A 14,660-nucleotide genomic window follows, 5' to 3' on the forward strand; every position below is an offset into this window, starting at 1 on the left:
AGGTACCTATTTGGAACAAATTGTTGAAGGATTTAAAAGCGCACTTTCCCTGATTGCCTCCTTTGATGTAGAGCTTTATAGCATTGTGGGTCTTACCCTTTTTGTTACAATTATAGCTACAGGTATTTCCGCCTTACTTTCCGTTCCCCTGGGGATTTTCCTCGGCATTAAGGATTTCCCTCTGAAAAGCCTGGCTATTCGAATTCTTTACACCTGCATGAGCCTCCCCCCGGTGATCGTCGGACTGTTTGTTTTTTTGATGATCGCCCGTCGAGGCCCCTTAGGGCGCTTCGGTATTCTTTATACCGTAACCGCCATGATCATTGCCCAAATTCTTCTGGTAACACCCATTATTACAGGCATCGTTTATAACGGAACTCTGGAAAAGGGCCGGGATATTAAGAACCTGGGAAAAACCCTGGGGGCCTCCCGGCCTCAGCTACTCTTTTTACTGATTCGGGAACTGCGTATTGAACTCTTTGCCGGGGTGATCTCCGGTTATGGCCGGGCCATTTCGGAAGTTGGAGCCGTAATGATTGTGGGCGGCAATATCCAAGGCCATACCCGGGTGATGACCACCGCCATTGCCATGCTCCGAAGTATGGGAGATTATGAAATGGCTATTGCCCTGGGCCTGATCCTTCTAGGCTTATCCTTCGTTGTTAATTTTACCCTCTACCATTTTCAGCAAAAGGCCTAGGGGGCCTTGGATTCTTTTTCAGTTTTAGCCCGGGTTTATACATCAAAATACACCATGGAAACTTATAAGAAAGCAGGGATTCTGATGGAACTTCAAATTCAAAACCTGAAACGTACATACGAGGATAAAGTGGCTCTGGATATTTCCGACCTGGAGATCTCCTCGGGATCCTTCATCGGGATCATCGGTCCCAACGGGGCAGGGAAAAGCACTTTTGTCAAACTATTGGCGGGAATTGATCCCATCAGCCGGGGAAAAGTATTATATAATCAAAAAAAACTCCACAAAAATAGTGAAGTGTATCAAAAGATGACCTTGATTTTTCAAAAACCCTACCTCTTTCGAACCTCGGTATTCGATAACATCGCCTACCCCTTAAAAATCCGGGGAGAAAAGCCGGAGGTCATAAAAGAAAAGGTGGAAAAACTTTTGGTGGATCTGGGGCTTCAGGATTTACGGGATCAACCGGGGAAAACCCTCTCCGGCGGGGAATCTCAAAAAGTGGCCCTGGCCCGGGCCCTGGTATTTGAACCGGAGCTTCTTTTATTGGACGAACCCACGGCCAATATCGATCCCCAGTCCATTATGGTCATGGAGCGAGTCCTTCGGGATTTTTATGAAAACAATCGTCCCACCATTATTATGGTAACCCATAACATCCAACAGGCTAAACGGCTTTCCAAGGAAGTGTTTTTCATCGATGAGGGAAAACTCATTGAACGGGGCCCCACGGCCCAGGTTTTAGAGCACCCCGAAGAGGCTCTTACGAAAAATTTTATCCAGTGGGCTATGATATAAAAAAAGTGTACCAGGGGGTCCGACCCCCTGGTACACTTTTTGTCCTTTTTCTTTTTTTATCTTCATTTAATAATTATTTAATATTTATTCAATGTCCTATCCGTTTTGGCGCAAGCGCTCCGGTATATTGGATAAACACTGTTTTTCCGCCAGACCTTCGATGACCACCGCCACCTCTTCCCAGTTTTTCACCCGGATCATGTTGGGAATTAACGGTTCCCGATTGTAGGTACAGTCCATCAGCAGTACTTTAATGCCTTCCGCTGCCAGTTCCACAGCGTTTTCATATCGGTCCTCGATGAACACGTCGCAGCCCAGTTCCTTGGCTTTTTCCACCTTGAAGTGGCTCCCCAGAGTGTACAGGTTTTCCCTTGGCAGTTCGTGTTTTTCAAACCAGTGCCGGGTAAGATCATACAGACTCTCATCCCTGGCGGTAATATAGTAGGCTTCATGCTCCTGAAAAATTCGATGGAGTTTTTCCTTCGCCCCTTCCCGGACCCCGGCCTTCATATGGATTTCCTCTTTGCAATCCTCGTAAAACTTCATGTATTCTTCCTTTTTCAGCCCTAAAACCTCGCCGATTTCGTAAATCGTAATCTCCTCGGGCCGTACCTTTGTGCCGAAATACTCATTGGCAAGATCCAGCCAGTAGAATGGATCCGTAATGGTTCCGTCAATATCGATGCCGATGGTCAATCGTTTCATGAGAATTCCCCCTGTTATGCGATGCTGGATCGCAGATGTTTCAAAACAAATTATGATAATGTTTTTTAAACAGTTAATTGATTTGAATTCTCATTATAAGTCATGCGGCGGGTTTTGTCAATTATAAAGCTTATTGATAAAACGCCTCCACAAAGGTGGGGACCCGGTCTTTACGAAAGCTCTCCAAAAGAATTTGGTTTCCCCCTTCGTCATAATAGCCCACTCTATAACCATAGGTCCTTTTATCCCGCCATCCGTTTTCGCTGAGCCTTAAGGCCGCTTCAATTTCCTCGTCATCCCGGGTTTCGTAGCGCCGGACCTCCCCGGCCTCTTCCTGTTGATCTTCGCCTTTACCTTCTCCTTGATTGGCTCCGGCCTCTCCTTCCAGGGAATCTCCATAGAAAACCTGAGCGCTTCCCTCAAAGGGCTCCACCACCATGTAGGCCACCTGATCCCCTGTCAGTCGGACTTCTTCTAAAAGCCCCTCTTCTTCCAGCCACTTTTCCGTCTCGTTGAATTCTTTGGACCAGGTGACATGCAGTTCATTGTCCATGCCCGGACCGTAGAGGGAAGGCACTTCCTTGCCCTCTTCCAATAAAAGGGTGACGCCTCCCCAAACTTCCTGATTGTACAAGGCCTCATGCCCCGCCTCCAAGAGGTCTTTTTGCAGAGCCTCTACCAAGCCCGTGATTTGCTCCGGATCCAGTAACGAAGTTTGAGAATCGTTGGTATAGCCCCGAATCGTTGCCCGTTGGAAATCCTCGGGAGGAATGGACAGCACCGGATACCGGCTGTACTTGTACTCCTGGGACTCGATAAGCGCTCCGTAGGCTTCTTCGTAAATCTCCCGGGGCACCGAATGATAATGACGGGTGAGGTTTTCTCCCTCTTTTAGTTCATAGACAATGTAAAAGGGCCGGTCTTCCAGGGAAGTCCCCCCGGAATTTTGAATATCCCCTTTATAATCAATCAACATTTGATGAAATTCCATAACCCGGGCAATGTTTTCCCCTTCCCTAAAAGCCCCGTCGCTTCCGCCGTAGTTTTTCATTGCCTGGTAATCGTGGGGGTGAAAGCCGATATAAACACTTTGTACCTCCTCCTTCTCGGGCATTCTTCGTTCAAATCCCGTAACGTCCAGGGTAAGAAATCCTATGGTCAACAGCATCACTCCGGTGTACAGGACCAATCCCCGAAGCATTTTCATAGACAGAATCCGTACCGATTTTTGAATTACCGCCTCGGCAATTCCATAGCCTAAGAGGGCAAACAATCCGTAGCCGAACCAAACCCACTGCATGCTGCCGTTGCTGGCGGAATAAAAATACATCCCCGCAAGGAGCATAACGGAAAAGGTTACCCCGTATTTAAACAGATGCTTTAAGGGTGTAAACACGATGACCTGCAGGTTGTTTTCCAGCTTTCGCTGTTTATATATCAACAGGCCGATGAAAAGAATCCCTACCACAAACAGGCTATAGGCCAAAATCTCACCCCGGGACAGGGCTTCCCCGCTTAACATCCCGATTCGAACCAGAGGGGACAGCCGTTGCATCAATGCTGCACTCAGACCTCCGTAACGCTCCCAGCTAAAGCCGTAGAGATAGAACTCCATGTTGTATACAATCAGTTGATGGAGCCCCACAGGGAGGAACAATACGATATAGGTCAAAATCCCCTGGGCAATGGTCATCCCCGTGACCATCCCCACAAAGATGGTACTGCCGTAGAGCACCAGCCCCATCAGCAGAATGGTGCCCGACCAGATCCACAGCTCCTGCAGGGTGAAAATAAACTCCAGCCCCGCAATTTGATGAATCAATGCGGTAATCCCCGTGGTCAGCAATAAAGGAAACAGTAAGAAAAGCACCCCAACCGCTCCATGACTAACGTACAACGTCTCCCGCCGAATCGGTAGACTGTGGATCATATCAGAATTGTTCCGGTCCTGCAAATAACGATACAATAACAGCCCCACCGCTACCGGCACCACAAATAGCATGATCACGGTCCCCGGATGACGAAACTCTAAAATATTTTCGGTAATCCGAAGATACTGCCGGTTTTCCTCCAAATCCGGAGCGTACCGTTGGATCTCCAGGAGAATCTGCAGAGGTATAGAAATAAACAGCCCGATAAAGTAAAGAATCGGTACCCAGTAAAGACGCTTGCATTCATTTAACATAATCCCCTTATCGAAGTAAGATTTGATCGATTTCATAATCCTGATCCCCCATTTCATAAATAAATACTTCCTCCAAGGTCAGGGGTAAAATATCCAGAATCGCCGGATCCATTTCCCCAAACCGATTTTCGATGGCCTGATGACTGCCCCGGATAATCCAAACATCCACACTGCCCTTTTTCTCTTTGTGAAGTACTTCCAAACCGGTAATCTCCCGGTCCTTATTCGATTCCCGTAAGGCGAACTGCACCTTATGTACATCCTTTTTCAAATCATCCATATCCCGTTCAATCACCATTTTCCCCCGGTGCAGGATCCCCACATAATCGCATAAATCCTCGAGCTCCCGTAAATTATGGGAGGAGATGATCACCGTAAGCTCCCGCTCCGCCACGTCTTGAAACAACAGGTTTTTCACCTTCTTTCGCATCACCGAGTCCAAGCCGTCCAGGGGCTCATCGAGAATCATAACCTCCGCCATGGCGGAAAGTCCCAACCAAATCCCCACCTGGCGGTTCATCCCCTTGGACAGCCCATTGATTTTACGTTTGAAATCGATTTTAAACACTTTTTGCAGCTCCCGAAAGCGCTTTTCATTCCAGTTGCCATACATCCTGCGGTAAAAGGCCCCCATCTCTTCGATGGTATAGGAGGGGAAAAAATAAAGGGCGTCGGAAATAAACACCATCCGTTTTTTCACTTCCGGATTTTCATAGACCCTTTCCCCACCGATCAACACTACCCCCCGGTCCTGTCGATAAAGGCCCGCTAAGGTTTTGAGTAGGGTGGTTTTCCCCGCACCGTTGGAGCCCAGTAGCCCGTAAATCGAGCCTTTATTCACGGTTAAATCCAAATCCTTTACCGCATTGAATCCTTCATACCCCTTGGTCAGTCCTTTTACTTCAATCATCGTCTCTCTCCCCTCCCACTTGTTGTTGTGCTTCCTCAATCAACTGTACAATTTCCTTTTTCTCCATACCCAAATAAATCGCCTCCGCCATGGTCTTTTTTAATTCCCCCTTCAGTTTCAGCAGTTTCTCCTTTTGATCCTTCCCTTCGATCCCTTGGGCGAAATTCCCCCGGCCCTGAACCGTATAAATATAGCCTTCCTGTTCTAGAGCTTTGTAGGCCTTTTGAATCGTGTTGGGATTGATCGTCAGTTCCCTTGCCAGACTCCTTACCGAGGGGAGTTTCTCGTCGGTTTTGATCACCTCTTCCATGATCAGCCGTTTAAACCCCTCCACCAGTTGCTCATAAATCGGTAATCGGCTTTTCAAATCAATTTCCAGCATATGCTTTCCCCTTTCTTACCGGCGTCCCGCTTCCTTCTTTCCTTCCTTTGAACCTCTTTGAACCCCTTCGATCTCTTGGTTTCCCTGTTTCTTTCGCTTCCCCCGTTTACTTAAATTCTTCCCCCCGAAAACAAGGATATATTGTATTAACCGTATTACTATGCATAGTACACTACGATTGTACAACGGTTTTCATTTCTTGTAAAGCTTATTTTGAAAAAAAATTGACTTAACTATAAAAATTTCATTATTCTTTCTCCCCTGGAATTTTCCCGCTTCCTGGGTTATACTGAAAAAGACGTTGGGGCGCTTATAGGATAACATCTGCTGGAAACCCCACAGTGCCCCGCCAAATATTTTTATGAGGAGGATAATGATGAAACTGAAAAAAATCGTATCCGTTGATAATACAAGACTGGTCCCCGAAGTAAGGGCTGAGCTGGAGTCCCTGGCGGAAGAGACAATTTTTTATGAGGATTACCCCGAAACCAAAGAGGCGGTGGAACAACGCATGAAGGATGCGGAGGTGGTCCTGGTTTCCTGGAATACAAAGATTCACCGGGAGGCAATCCTGGGAGCGAAAAACCTGAAATACATCGGCATGTGCTGCTCCCTGTACGACGAGGAAAGCGCCAATGTGGATATCGCTGCGGCAAGGGAGCTTTCGATCCCTGTGCTGGGGGTAAAGGATTACGGCGACGAAGGGGTGATCGAGTTTATCATCAGCGAGCTGGTCAGCCTTCTCCACGGATTCCACAACCATCAGTGGCGGGATTTTCCCACGGAGCTGACGGGGCAGAAGCTGGGCATCATCGGTATGGGAACTCTGGGCAAAATGCTTACGGCAACAGCGAAGCATTTTAATATGGAGGTCTATTATTACAGCCGTTCCCGAAAGCCGGAGGTGGAAGCCCTGGGAGCAACCTACCTTCCCAAGGAGGAGCTTCTTCAAACCGTGGATATCCTGTCCACCCATTTACCCCGGAATACCGTGGCCCTGTCCCCCGAGGATTTTGAGACCTTCGGAGCGGGAAAGATACTGATCAACACCTCCCTGGGTAAAACCTATGATCTGCAGGGCTTTCGCAAGTGGATTGAGAACCGGGATAATTACGCCATCTTTGATGTTGGGGGCTTGGAGGGCCTCCTGGAGGAAATGAAGGCTTATGAAAATGTGATTACCTCCAACAACGTGGCGGGCTTTACCACCCAGGCCAAGGCCCGACTCTCAGAAAAAGTGTTGGAAAACCTGAGAGAAGTCTTCCCGAGTTTGCCGGAGGATTCCTAGGGAAAGGTTGTAGCTGGATTCCTAGGGAAAGGTTGTAGCAGGATTTGCAGTGGGATTCCTAGTAGGATTCGTAGCAGTGTTTCTAACGGGGTCTGAAGCGGAGTTTCTAACCGGGTCTGAAGCAGCGTTTCTAACCGGGTCTGAAGCAGCGTTTCTAACCGTGCTTGCCATACGTTTTGATACCGGTTGCGGCAACACCCGACGCTTAAGGCTTGGATCCATGTATGCTTTGTTAACAGAAAAACCCCCGGGAGACCCTGTTTTTCAACAGGCCCCCCGAGGGCTTCTTTATTTCTTTGAAGACTTATTGTTGGACTTATTGTTGGACTTTTTCTTATCCGATTTTTTCTGTTTTTTCACCTTTTTATTATCCCGAAGACCCTGTACCGGTTTTTGCTCCCTATCGGGATCTCCAAACTGTCTTTTCAGCTCTCCTTCAATAATAAAAGTGGGTATGAATACAAAAATGACGCCGAGAATAAAGTGAAGGTAATTCAAATCCCGCCCCGCCAGGGGATTGATAACGTAACTAAGGGCAATGATTACAAAGAGTATCGCCCCCCACTTCTTCCAAAGAGGCCCCATTCTTCTATTGGCATAATCCCACGCCTCCTCCGACTGCTTGGAGCGCCGGGTTCGATGGCCGAAAATCACCGCCCCTTTTTTTACCGGATTTCTCTCAAAATAAGCTCCGAAAATAATCAGCAATATCGGTATTACAAAATCAAAAATAATTTGGCCCCGTTCCATATAAAACCCTCCCGGATGATTTCGATTGATTGTCCGTGCTTTCTGTAGCCTTTGTCAATGCTCCGCGACCTTTTGAATGACCACGTTTTCCTTTTCCACTTGAGCCATGGAATTCGGTCTTCCCCATAGATAGCCCTGGATTTCATCACAGCCCATTTCCTCTAGAATCTTTAACTGACAGGTTTCCTCCACTCCTTCGGCGATGGTTTTTAAACCCATCCCCCCGGCCATCATGGTGATCGCCCGGATGATCAGTCGGGAGTTCTCATCCTCGGTGATATGATCAATCAGTTCCTTGGCAATCTTCAAACGGTCAATATGATACCGCTTAATATAGCTGAGAGAGGAATACCCGGTACCAAAGTCGTCAATGGAAGCGCTGATGCCGAGTTTTGCAAGCCCCACGAAAATCTCCTCCATGGAAAAATCCCCGTGGATCGTTGCCCCTTCCGTAATCTCGATATCCACCCAGTAGGGATGTGCTTTTTTTTCCTCGAGCTTCTCCTCCATCCAGGAAAGAAAATCCATATTCTGAATTTGCACCGGAGATACGTTTATGGCCATTTTTAAATTGGTATCGTGCTTTTCATTGAAGATTTTGATCTCCTCTAAGGCCCGGTCCATCACCCAGGCTCCAATAGAGATGATCTGCCCCGTCTCCTCGGCAATGGGGATAAAATCCCCGGGGGAAATATTTCCCGTCTCCGGCTGCTGCCAGCGAAGAAGGGCTTCCAGCCCGATCATTTTCCGATCCTCAATCCGGTACTGGGGTTGAAAGACCAGATAAAACTCCCGGTCGTAATCCGCGCTTTTGAGCATCATCTCAATGCGGTGTTTCTTTTCCATTTCCTGATGCAGCCCTTCGTTAAAGAACAGGTACCCCTTTTTCGTATGATGATTTTTCGCCCGGTACATGGTCATATCCCCGTATTTCATTAGATCCTCCCGATTCAGGGCATCCGTTGGGTACCGGGCAATGCCGATGCTGATTCCCACATAAAAGGTGTAGGGAGGAATTTCAATGGGCTTTTGCACCTTCTTGATTATTTCCTTTGCGATGGATTCCAACTGATCTTTTGAGTAGCTTTCCGAAAGGACGACGGCAAACTCATCCCCTCCAATTCGAAAAAGGCCCCCCTCTTCCTGACATCCCGTAAGCAGCTGCTGACTGATATGCTTTAATACCCGGTCTCCGATTTCGTGGCCATGGGCATCGTTGATAAACTTAAAGCGGTCCAAATCCATATAAAACAAAGCAAAGGGAGGATCCTCCTCTTCGATCAGTCGATCTATATCTTCCACAAAGCTCCTCCGGTTTCGAAGCCCCGTCAGCTTATCCCGATAGGAAAAGTCCTCTAAAATATCCTTTGCCCGTTGCAGGTCCCGGGTTTTCTTTTCTATTTTCTTCTCCAGGGTCCGGTTGTTTTCCTGTTCCTTGTATAAAAGGCACTCATTTTTAATGGACAGTTGGATATAGGAGGTGAAAAATCTGTGAAAAAGCAACAGCAGGGTTAATGTAACAAAGGCATGCAAGCCGATGGCCTCCAGGTACCACAGTACCAGCAGAGCCACAATAAGGAATTTCACGCCTCCCTTACGCCCCACATTCTCCGGCAGTTCATAAGGGCTCCCCTCGGTTTCTTCCCTTCGGGGTTTTTCATAAAGAGCTCCCAGGGAAAAGGCCAGCAGGGGCAGAAAAAAGAAAACATCCACCAAGCTGTTGGGTATGTAACTTCCGTTTATGTACAGATAACTGAAATAAAAATTGCTGCCGCTGAACAACAGTACCCCGGCCAGGATCCACAACTCCCCGGGATTGTCCCGTTTGCTTCGAGAGGATAGATGCAGGATGACCATTCCCGCCACCACATACATATCCGCCAAATGATAAATCCCCATGCTCACAGCCCTTCCCGCTGCAATTTCTGGAATTACCATCGTCCGCCCCATTAAGTTCCATGCCAGGGCAAAAACGATGGACGCCGCCACCAAAACATCCAGCAGCAGCTGGTAACGATTCCATCTACCCACATGGGTGTAATAAAGCATGCTGACCATGGCTATTAGAAATACGCCGGGAATAACATACATAAGGGTTACTGCCTCGGAAGTAATCGGATCCACACCCAGGAAATGCTCAGTAATCAGCCACAGGACATCCGCAATGCCCCAGGTGATGGCAAAGAAGGCTAGCCATAGATACACCGTATCCCGCCGTTTGTTTTGGCCCCGATAGATAACCGCCGCCGCGGCGAAGGCGAAAATCGGCGACACCACATCACTGACCAAGGCTTGATTCCCCCCTAGGGATAGGATATAAATTCCGAATAAAACCACCAGTAATCCCAGGGTCATAACCTTTTGTTGGCTGCCCCCTTCCAATAATTGTTTCGCTCCCGAGGTTCGGTCTTCCCCGGGAGAAAAGGTTTGGTTCATCTAATCACCTCTTCTCGCTTATGGTATTACAACATGATATTACAGCATTTTTTCCATAATCGTAATATCCACCCATCGTCCGTCAATTCTTCCTTGATTCTTATAGGTTCCCACCAGGGTGAAACCTGCTTTTTGATAGAGTTTTTTACTGTTTTCATTATGGTCCGGGGTACTCAGCACCAGCTTGTAAAAGCCCTGCTCCTTTGCGGTTTTTTCCAGTTCCCGAAGAAGGCATCGTCCGATCCCCTGCCCCCGATAACTGCGCTTGATGTAAATGGAAAAGTCCGCCACCCCGTCATAACAGGGTCGGGGATTAAAGACATTTAGGGTGGCGAAGCCTAAAATCAGTCCCTCATCATTTTTCGCCACCAAGGTTTTGTGTCGGGGGCCTTTGTCCATAATCCACGCTTCTACCTCTTCTATGGTTTTTTCCTCCTGCTCCAGGGTTGCCTCCCGATCTTCAATGCCCTCATTATAGATGGCGGTGATCCGTTTCATATCCCCTGGGGTGCATTCTTTCACTTCTATTTTCATGGTTTACCTCATTTCTTTTTTAGCCTGAACAATATCCTGAACAATAATATCCTGCTTCGGTTTTTCTTTTCAAAGTGCCCATACATTCTTTTGATTCTTTTATCATTCCCATTATTATATGCTTTATTCAATTATTTTTCCAGTGTTCCCGGGGAATTATAGTTAAAAAGTCTTTGTTTTTCTTTTCACACCCGGGTTTCAACGGGGAGAAGGACGAAAAAAAAGCTTGCGTCTCTGAATAGAGCAGAGACCCAAACTTTTATGTTTTTATCCACAGACACCAAAAATTCTGTGCCTTTTTTTATTCCCACTCCACGGTAGCCGGTGGCTTAGAGGTGATATCATACACAATTCGGTTGACGTCTTCCACTTCATTCACGATTCTTCTGGACATGGTGTCCAGGACCTCATGGGGGATTTTCGCCCAGTCAGCGGTCATGGCATCGGAGCTGGTAATGGCCCGAATCCCCACGGTGTGGGCATAGGTTCGTTCATCCCCCATAACTCCCACACTTTGAATCCCGGGGAGTACGGCAAAGTACTGCCAGATATCCCGGGCAAGACCGGCTTTTTTAATCTCTTCCCGTACAATATGGTCCGCTTCCCGTACAATATGGAGTTTTTCCTCGGTGACCTCTCCAAGCACCCGTACGGCAAGGCCCGGTCCCGGGAAAGGCTGACGCCAGACGATTTCATCGGGAAGGCCCAGCTCCTCTCCCACGTTTCGGACTTCATCCTTAAAGAGATACTTAAAAGGTTCGATCAGACCGAAAGTCATATCTTTGGGGAGCCCCCCCACATTGTGGTGGGATTTGATCGTGGAGGCGGTGTCGGTACCGCTCTCGATAATATCGGGATACAAGGTGCCCTGTACCAGGTAATCGATCTCGCCGATTTTAATCGCTTCCTCCTGAAATAAATAAATAAATTCATTGCCGATAATTTTCCGTTTTTTCTCGGGGTCCGATACGCCTTTTAACTTGCTCAGAAACCGCTCCTCGGCATTGACCCGGATAAAGTTCATCTTGAACTGATCCTTAAAGATCTTTTCCACCCAGTCCCCTTCATCCTTTCGAAGAAGGCCGTGGTCCACAAACACGCAGGTCAGGTCGTCGCCGATGGCCTTGTGTACCAGGGCCGCCGCCACGGAGGAGTCCACCCCTCCCGACAGGGCGCAGAGGACTTTTTTCCCCGCGGCCTTTTCCCGAATACGGGCCACTTCCTCTTCGATGTAATTCTCCGTGGTCCAGGTGCCCTTGGCCCCCGCCACTTCATAAAGGAAGTTTCGAATCATTTCCTTTCCCATTTGGGAATGCTCCACCTCCGGGTGGAACTGCAGGGCGTACAGCTTTCTCTCCCGATTTTCCATAGCCGCCACGGGGCAGCTTTCCGTAGAGGCGCTTACGGTAAAGTTCTCCGGGGCCCGTTCAATGAAATCCGTATGACTCATCCAGCAGTTGACATCCTCGGGAATCCCTTTAAAGATGGGGGATCCCGCCTTCATCTTCAGGGCTGCCTTTCCGTACTCCCGTTTTTCCGACTTACTGACCTTTCCGTCGAAATGGTGGGCCATGAGCTGTCCGCCGTAGCAGATGCCCAGAATCGGAATATCCAGATCAAAAATTGCGGGATTGCAGGCCGGGGCTCCCTCGGCGTAAACGCTGCTGGGGCCTCCGGTTAAAATAATTCCCGTGGCCTCTTTTTTTTCAATTTCCTCTAAGGACAGGTGAAAGGGCACCACTTCGCAGTACACGTTTTGCTCCCGTACCCGCCGGGCTATTAATTGGTTGTATTGACCACCAAAATCCAGTATCAGTATTTTTTCCTTTTCCAACTTCTTCATCCTCTCTATCTATAGATTCTTTTAGATTCTTTATTTATTGTATCATTTTAATTATTGTATCATTTTAATTATTGTATCATTTTATTTATTGTATCATTTTATTTATTGTATCATTTTTTCCACTGTTTTTTCACTGCAGTTTACGTTTTTTTGATTTATCCAAACTATACGAGCTTCCCGTGCTTTTCATCGATAAAATTTCACAAAAAAAATAGGGGGGCCGAGGGGGTCCCTCTCGGCCAAAGGTAATTTATTCACCAACGCTGTAGTTGGGAGCTTCCTTAGTAATCATAATATCATGGGGATGACTTTCCCGAAGACCTGCTCCGGTAATCTTTACAAAACGGCCGTTTTCCTGGAGATCCTTAATGGTCGCCGCACCGCAGTACCCCATACCGGCCCGCAGGCCGCCGATCAATTGATGGACGGTTTCCTTCAACTCGCCTTTATAGGGAACTTTTCCTTCCACCCCTTCCGGAACGAGCTTTTTATTCTCCTCCTGGAAGTACCGGTCCTTACTGCCTTTTTTCATCGCCGAGATAGAGCCCATCCCGCGATAGGTCTTAAAGCTTCGCCCTTTATAGATTACGGTTTCCCCGGGACTCTCCTCCACTCCCGCAAACAGGGATCCGATCATAATCACACTGGCTCCGGCGGCAACGGCTTTGGGGATCTCTCCCGAATATTTAATTCCCCCGTCGGCGATTACCGGCACATCATATTCCTTAGCGGCCTTGGCACAATCATACACCGCAGTCATTTGAGGCATTCCGATGCCAGCCACCACCCGGGTGGTACAAATGGATCCGGGACCGATGCCCACTTTTACGCAGTCGGCGCCGGCTTCGATCAGCTCTTTGGTCGCTTGACCGGTGGCCACGTTTCCTGCAATAACCTGGAGCTCCGGATAGGCACTTTTGATTTTTCGAAGGGCTTCCATCACCCCTTTGGAATGTCCATGGGCGGTATCCAACACAATAACGTCAACCTTTGCCCGGTGAAGGGCCTCCACTCGATCCATCAAATCTCCGGTAATCCCCACGGCGGCTCCCGCCAACAGTCGTCCTCCCTCATCCTTGGCGGAGTTGGGGTATTTAATGGCTTTTTCAATATCCTTAATGGTAATAAGTCCCTTTAAATTGTACTCCCCGTCCACAATAGGAAGTTTTTCGATTTTATGCTTCATCAGAATTTGCTGGGCTTCATCCATGGTGATCCCTTCCCGGGCGGTAACCAAAGGATCCTTGGTCATTACCTCATGAATTTTCCGGTCATGATCCAATTCAAAGCGCGTGTCCCGATTCGTAAGAATTCCCACAAGTTTTCCTTCGGTGGTGATCGGCACTCCGCTGATATGGTACCGCTCCATTAATTCCAAGGCATCGGCTATCTTATGGTCCGGCGACAGGTAAAAGGGATCCACAATCACCCCGTGTTCGCTTCGCTTGACTTTGTCCACCTCCAGGGCTTGTTCCTCAATGGACATATTCTTATGAATAATGCCCACCCCGCCTTCACGAGCCATGGATATCGCCATTTTCCCTTCCGTAACCGTATCCATTCCCGCACTCATCAAGGGGATATTCAAGCTGATTTTTTTTGTCAGACGGGTTTTCGTCTCCACGTCCTTCGGCAGTACTTCCGATTTATTCGGAATCAGTAACACATCATCAAAGGTGATTCCCTCTTTTACAATTTTTTCTTCCATTACTCAGCGGCCTCCTTTAGTTGATCCTCTATTAAACTTCTTTTAACAAACAGTAGACATCAATCTGCCAACCATTCCAAACAGTTAGTAATAGTAAAAATAATAACAGTAATAACAATAAAAATACTAACAGTAAAAAAACTAACATTAAAAAAACGTATATAGTTTCCCTCCTGTAACAGAGTGAAATTATATACGCTTTAATATTTTTCAGCAGAATCGCACAGCAAAATGCTTTGTACAACCCCACTTACTCCCGTAGATAAATTCACCCATAGTCGAATGATTTACGGTCATTCGGTAGAAACTCTCGATCCATATTATCGAATTTATATGAGCGGTTCTTTTAAATTGTTATTAAACAGAGTAACAGAGGCCTACATCCTTGTCAAGGCTTTTTATTACCCATCGAAGGAATCTT

12 protein-coding genes and 1 riboswitch are annotated in these 14,660 nt (G+C 47.6%); of the genes, 3 read left to right on the forward strand and 9 right to left on the reverse strand.

Annotated elements, in window-relative coordinates; translation table 11 throughout:
- Positions 1–10: 10 nt before the first annotated feature.
- Positions 11–700 carry an ABC transporter permease gene (locus tag ISALK_RS03145; RefSeq protein WP_201756827.1) on the forward strand — a complete coding sequence of 230 codons (690 nt, stop codon included), beginning with the start codon at positions 11–13 and terminating at the stop codon, positions 698–700.
- A gap of 6 nt (positions 701–706) precedes the next feature.
- A complete protein-coding gene (locus ISALK_RS03150) occupies positions 707–1,498 on the forward strand; it encodes an ABC transporter ATP-binding protein (RefSeq protein WP_236660237.1) in 792 nt (263 codons plus the stop codon).
- Between the two features lie 96 nt (positions 1,499–1,594).
- On the opposite strand, the gene ISALK_RS03155 is transcribed toward ISALK_RS03150, so the two are convergent.
- The 4 genes from ISALK_RS03155 to ISALK_RS03170 form a co-directional block, all read right to left on the reverse strand.
- Positions 1,595–2,203 (reverse strand): 5' nucleotidase, NT5C type, encoded by a 609-nt coding sequence (locus ISALK_RS03155; RefSeq protein ID WP_160718941.1) that lies wholly within the window; start codon positions 2,201–2,203, stop codon positions 1,595–1,597.
- Between the two features lie 130 nt (positions 2,204–2,333).
- The gene (locus ISALK_RS03160; protein WP_160718943.1) at positions 2,334–4,424 is read right to left on the reverse strand and encodes a DUF6449 domain-containing protein; all 2,091 of its coding nucleotides are present in this window, start codon (positions 4,422–4,424) and stop codon (positions 2,334–2,336) included.
- The gene (locus ISALK_RS03165) at positions 4,396–5,298 is read right to left on the reverse strand and encodes an ABC transporter ATP-binding protein (RefSeq protein ID WP_160718945.1); all 903 of its coding nucleotides are present in this window, start codon (positions 5,296–5,298) and stop codon (positions 4,396–4,398) included. Before ISALK_RS03165 ends, ISALK_RS03160 begins: the two co-directional genes overlap by 29 nt.
- Positions 5,291–5,680, reverse strand: a complete 390-nt coding sequence (locus tag ISALK_RS03170; protein WP_160718947.1) for a GntR family transcriptional regulator — start codon at positions 5,678–5,680, stop codon at positions 5,291–5,293. The genes ISALK_RS03165 and ISALK_RS03170 overlap by 8 nt, the downstream gene beginning before the upstream one ends.
- A 376-nt stretch (positions 5,681–6,056) precedes the next feature.
- On the opposite strand from ISALK_RS03170, the gene ISALK_RS03175 reads away from it, so the two are divergent.
- Entirely contained in the window at positions 6,057–6,968 is a 912-nt protein-coding gene (locus ISALK_RS03175; protein WP_160718949.1) for an NAD(P)-dependent oxidoreductase, read from the forward strand.
- Between the two features lie 288 nt (positions 6,969–7,256).
- Here the strand turns inward: ISALK_RS03175 and ISALK_RS03180 are convergent, their stop codons facing one another.
- From ISALK_RS03180 to guaB, 5 genes are all read right to left on the reverse strand, one after another.
- Positions 7,257–7,718 carry an SdpI family protein gene (locus ISALK_RS03180; protein ID WP_160718951.1) on the reverse strand — a complete coding sequence of 154 codons (462 nt, stop codon included), beginning with the start codon at positions 7,716–7,718 and terminating at the stop codon, positions 7,257–7,259.
- A gap of 54 nt (positions 7,719–7,772) precedes the next feature.
- Positions 7,773–10,154, reverse strand: coding sequence for a putative bifunctional diguanylate cyclase/phosphodiesterase (locus ISALK_RS03185; RefSeq protein WP_160718953.1), 2,382 nt, complete (start codon positions 10,152–10,154; stop codon positions 7,773–7,775).
- 39 nt (positions 10,155–10,193) lie between these two features.
- The gene (locus ISALK_RS03190; RefSeq protein ID WP_160718955.1) at positions 10,194–10,688 is read right to left on the reverse strand and encodes an arsinothricin resistance N-acetyltransferase ArsN1 family A; all 495 of its coding nucleotides are present in this window, start codon (positions 10,686–10,688) and stop codon (positions 10,194–10,196) included.
- Positions 10,689–10,989: 301 nt separating this feature from the next.
- A complete protein-coding gene (guaA, locus tag ISALK_RS03195; RefSeq protein WP_306770687.1) occupies positions 10,990–12,522 on the reverse strand; it encodes a glutamine-hydrolyzing GMP synthase in 1,533 nt (510 codons plus the stop codon).
- A gap of 259 nt (positions 12,523–12,781) precedes the next feature.
- A complete protein-coding gene (gene guaB / locus ISALK_RS03200) occupies positions 12,782–14,239 on the reverse strand; it encodes an IMP dehydrogenase (protein WP_160718959.1) in 1,458 nt (485 codons plus the stop codon).
- A gap of 255 nt (positions 14,240–14,494) precedes the next feature.
- A riboswitch (purine riboswitch) is annotated at positions 14,495–14,596 on the reverse strand.
- Positions 14,597–14,660 lie beyond the last annotated feature (64 nt).

This window comes from Isachenkonia alkalipeptolytica (assembly GCF_009910325.1).
GTDB lineage: Bacteria > Bacillota > Clostridia > Peptostreptococcales > T1SED10-28 > Isachenkonia > Isachenkonia alkalipeptolytica.

What these genes read in the sequence shown, in the direction of transcription:
- ISALK_RS03155 (WP_160718941.1), bottom strand. Translation starts at nt 2,203, where the DNA reads ATGAAACGATTGACCATCGGCATCGATATTGACGGAACCATTACGGAT.
- ISALK_RS03160 (WP_160718943.1), bottom strand. Translation starts at nt 4,424, where the DNA reads ATGAAATCGATCAAATCTTACTTCGATAAGGGGATTATGTTAAATGAA.
- ISALK_RS03165 (WP_160718945.1), bottom strand. Translation starts at nt 5,298, where the DNA reads ATGATTGAAGTAAAAGGACTGACCAAGGGGTATGAAGGATTCAATGCG.
- ISALK_RS03170 (WP_160718947.1), bottom strand. Translation starts at nt 5,680, where the DNA reads ATGCTGGAAATTGATTTGAAAAGCCGATTACCGATTTATGAGCAACTG.
- ISALK_RS03175 (WP_160718949.1), top strand. Translation starts at nt 6,057, where the DNA reads ATGAAACTGAAAAAAATCGTATCCGTTGATAATACAAGACTGGTCCCC.
- ISALK_RS03180 (WP_160718951.1), bottom strand. Translation starts at nt 7,718, where the DNA reads ATGGAACGGGGCCAAATTATTTTTGATTTTGTAATACCGATATTGCTG.
- ISALK_RS03185 (WP_160718953.1), bottom strand. Translation starts at nt 10,154, where the DNA reads ATGAACCAAACCTTTTCTCCCGGGGAAGACCGAACCTCGGGAGCGAAA.
- ISALK_RS03190 (WP_160718955.1), bottom strand. Translation starts at nt 10,688, where the DNA reads ATGAAAATAGAAGTGAAAGAATGCACCCCAGGGGATATGAAACGGATC.
- guaB (WP_160718959.1), bottom strand. Translation starts at nt 14,239, where the DNA reads ATGGAAGAAAAAATTGTAAAAGAGGGAATCACCTTTGATGATGTGTTA.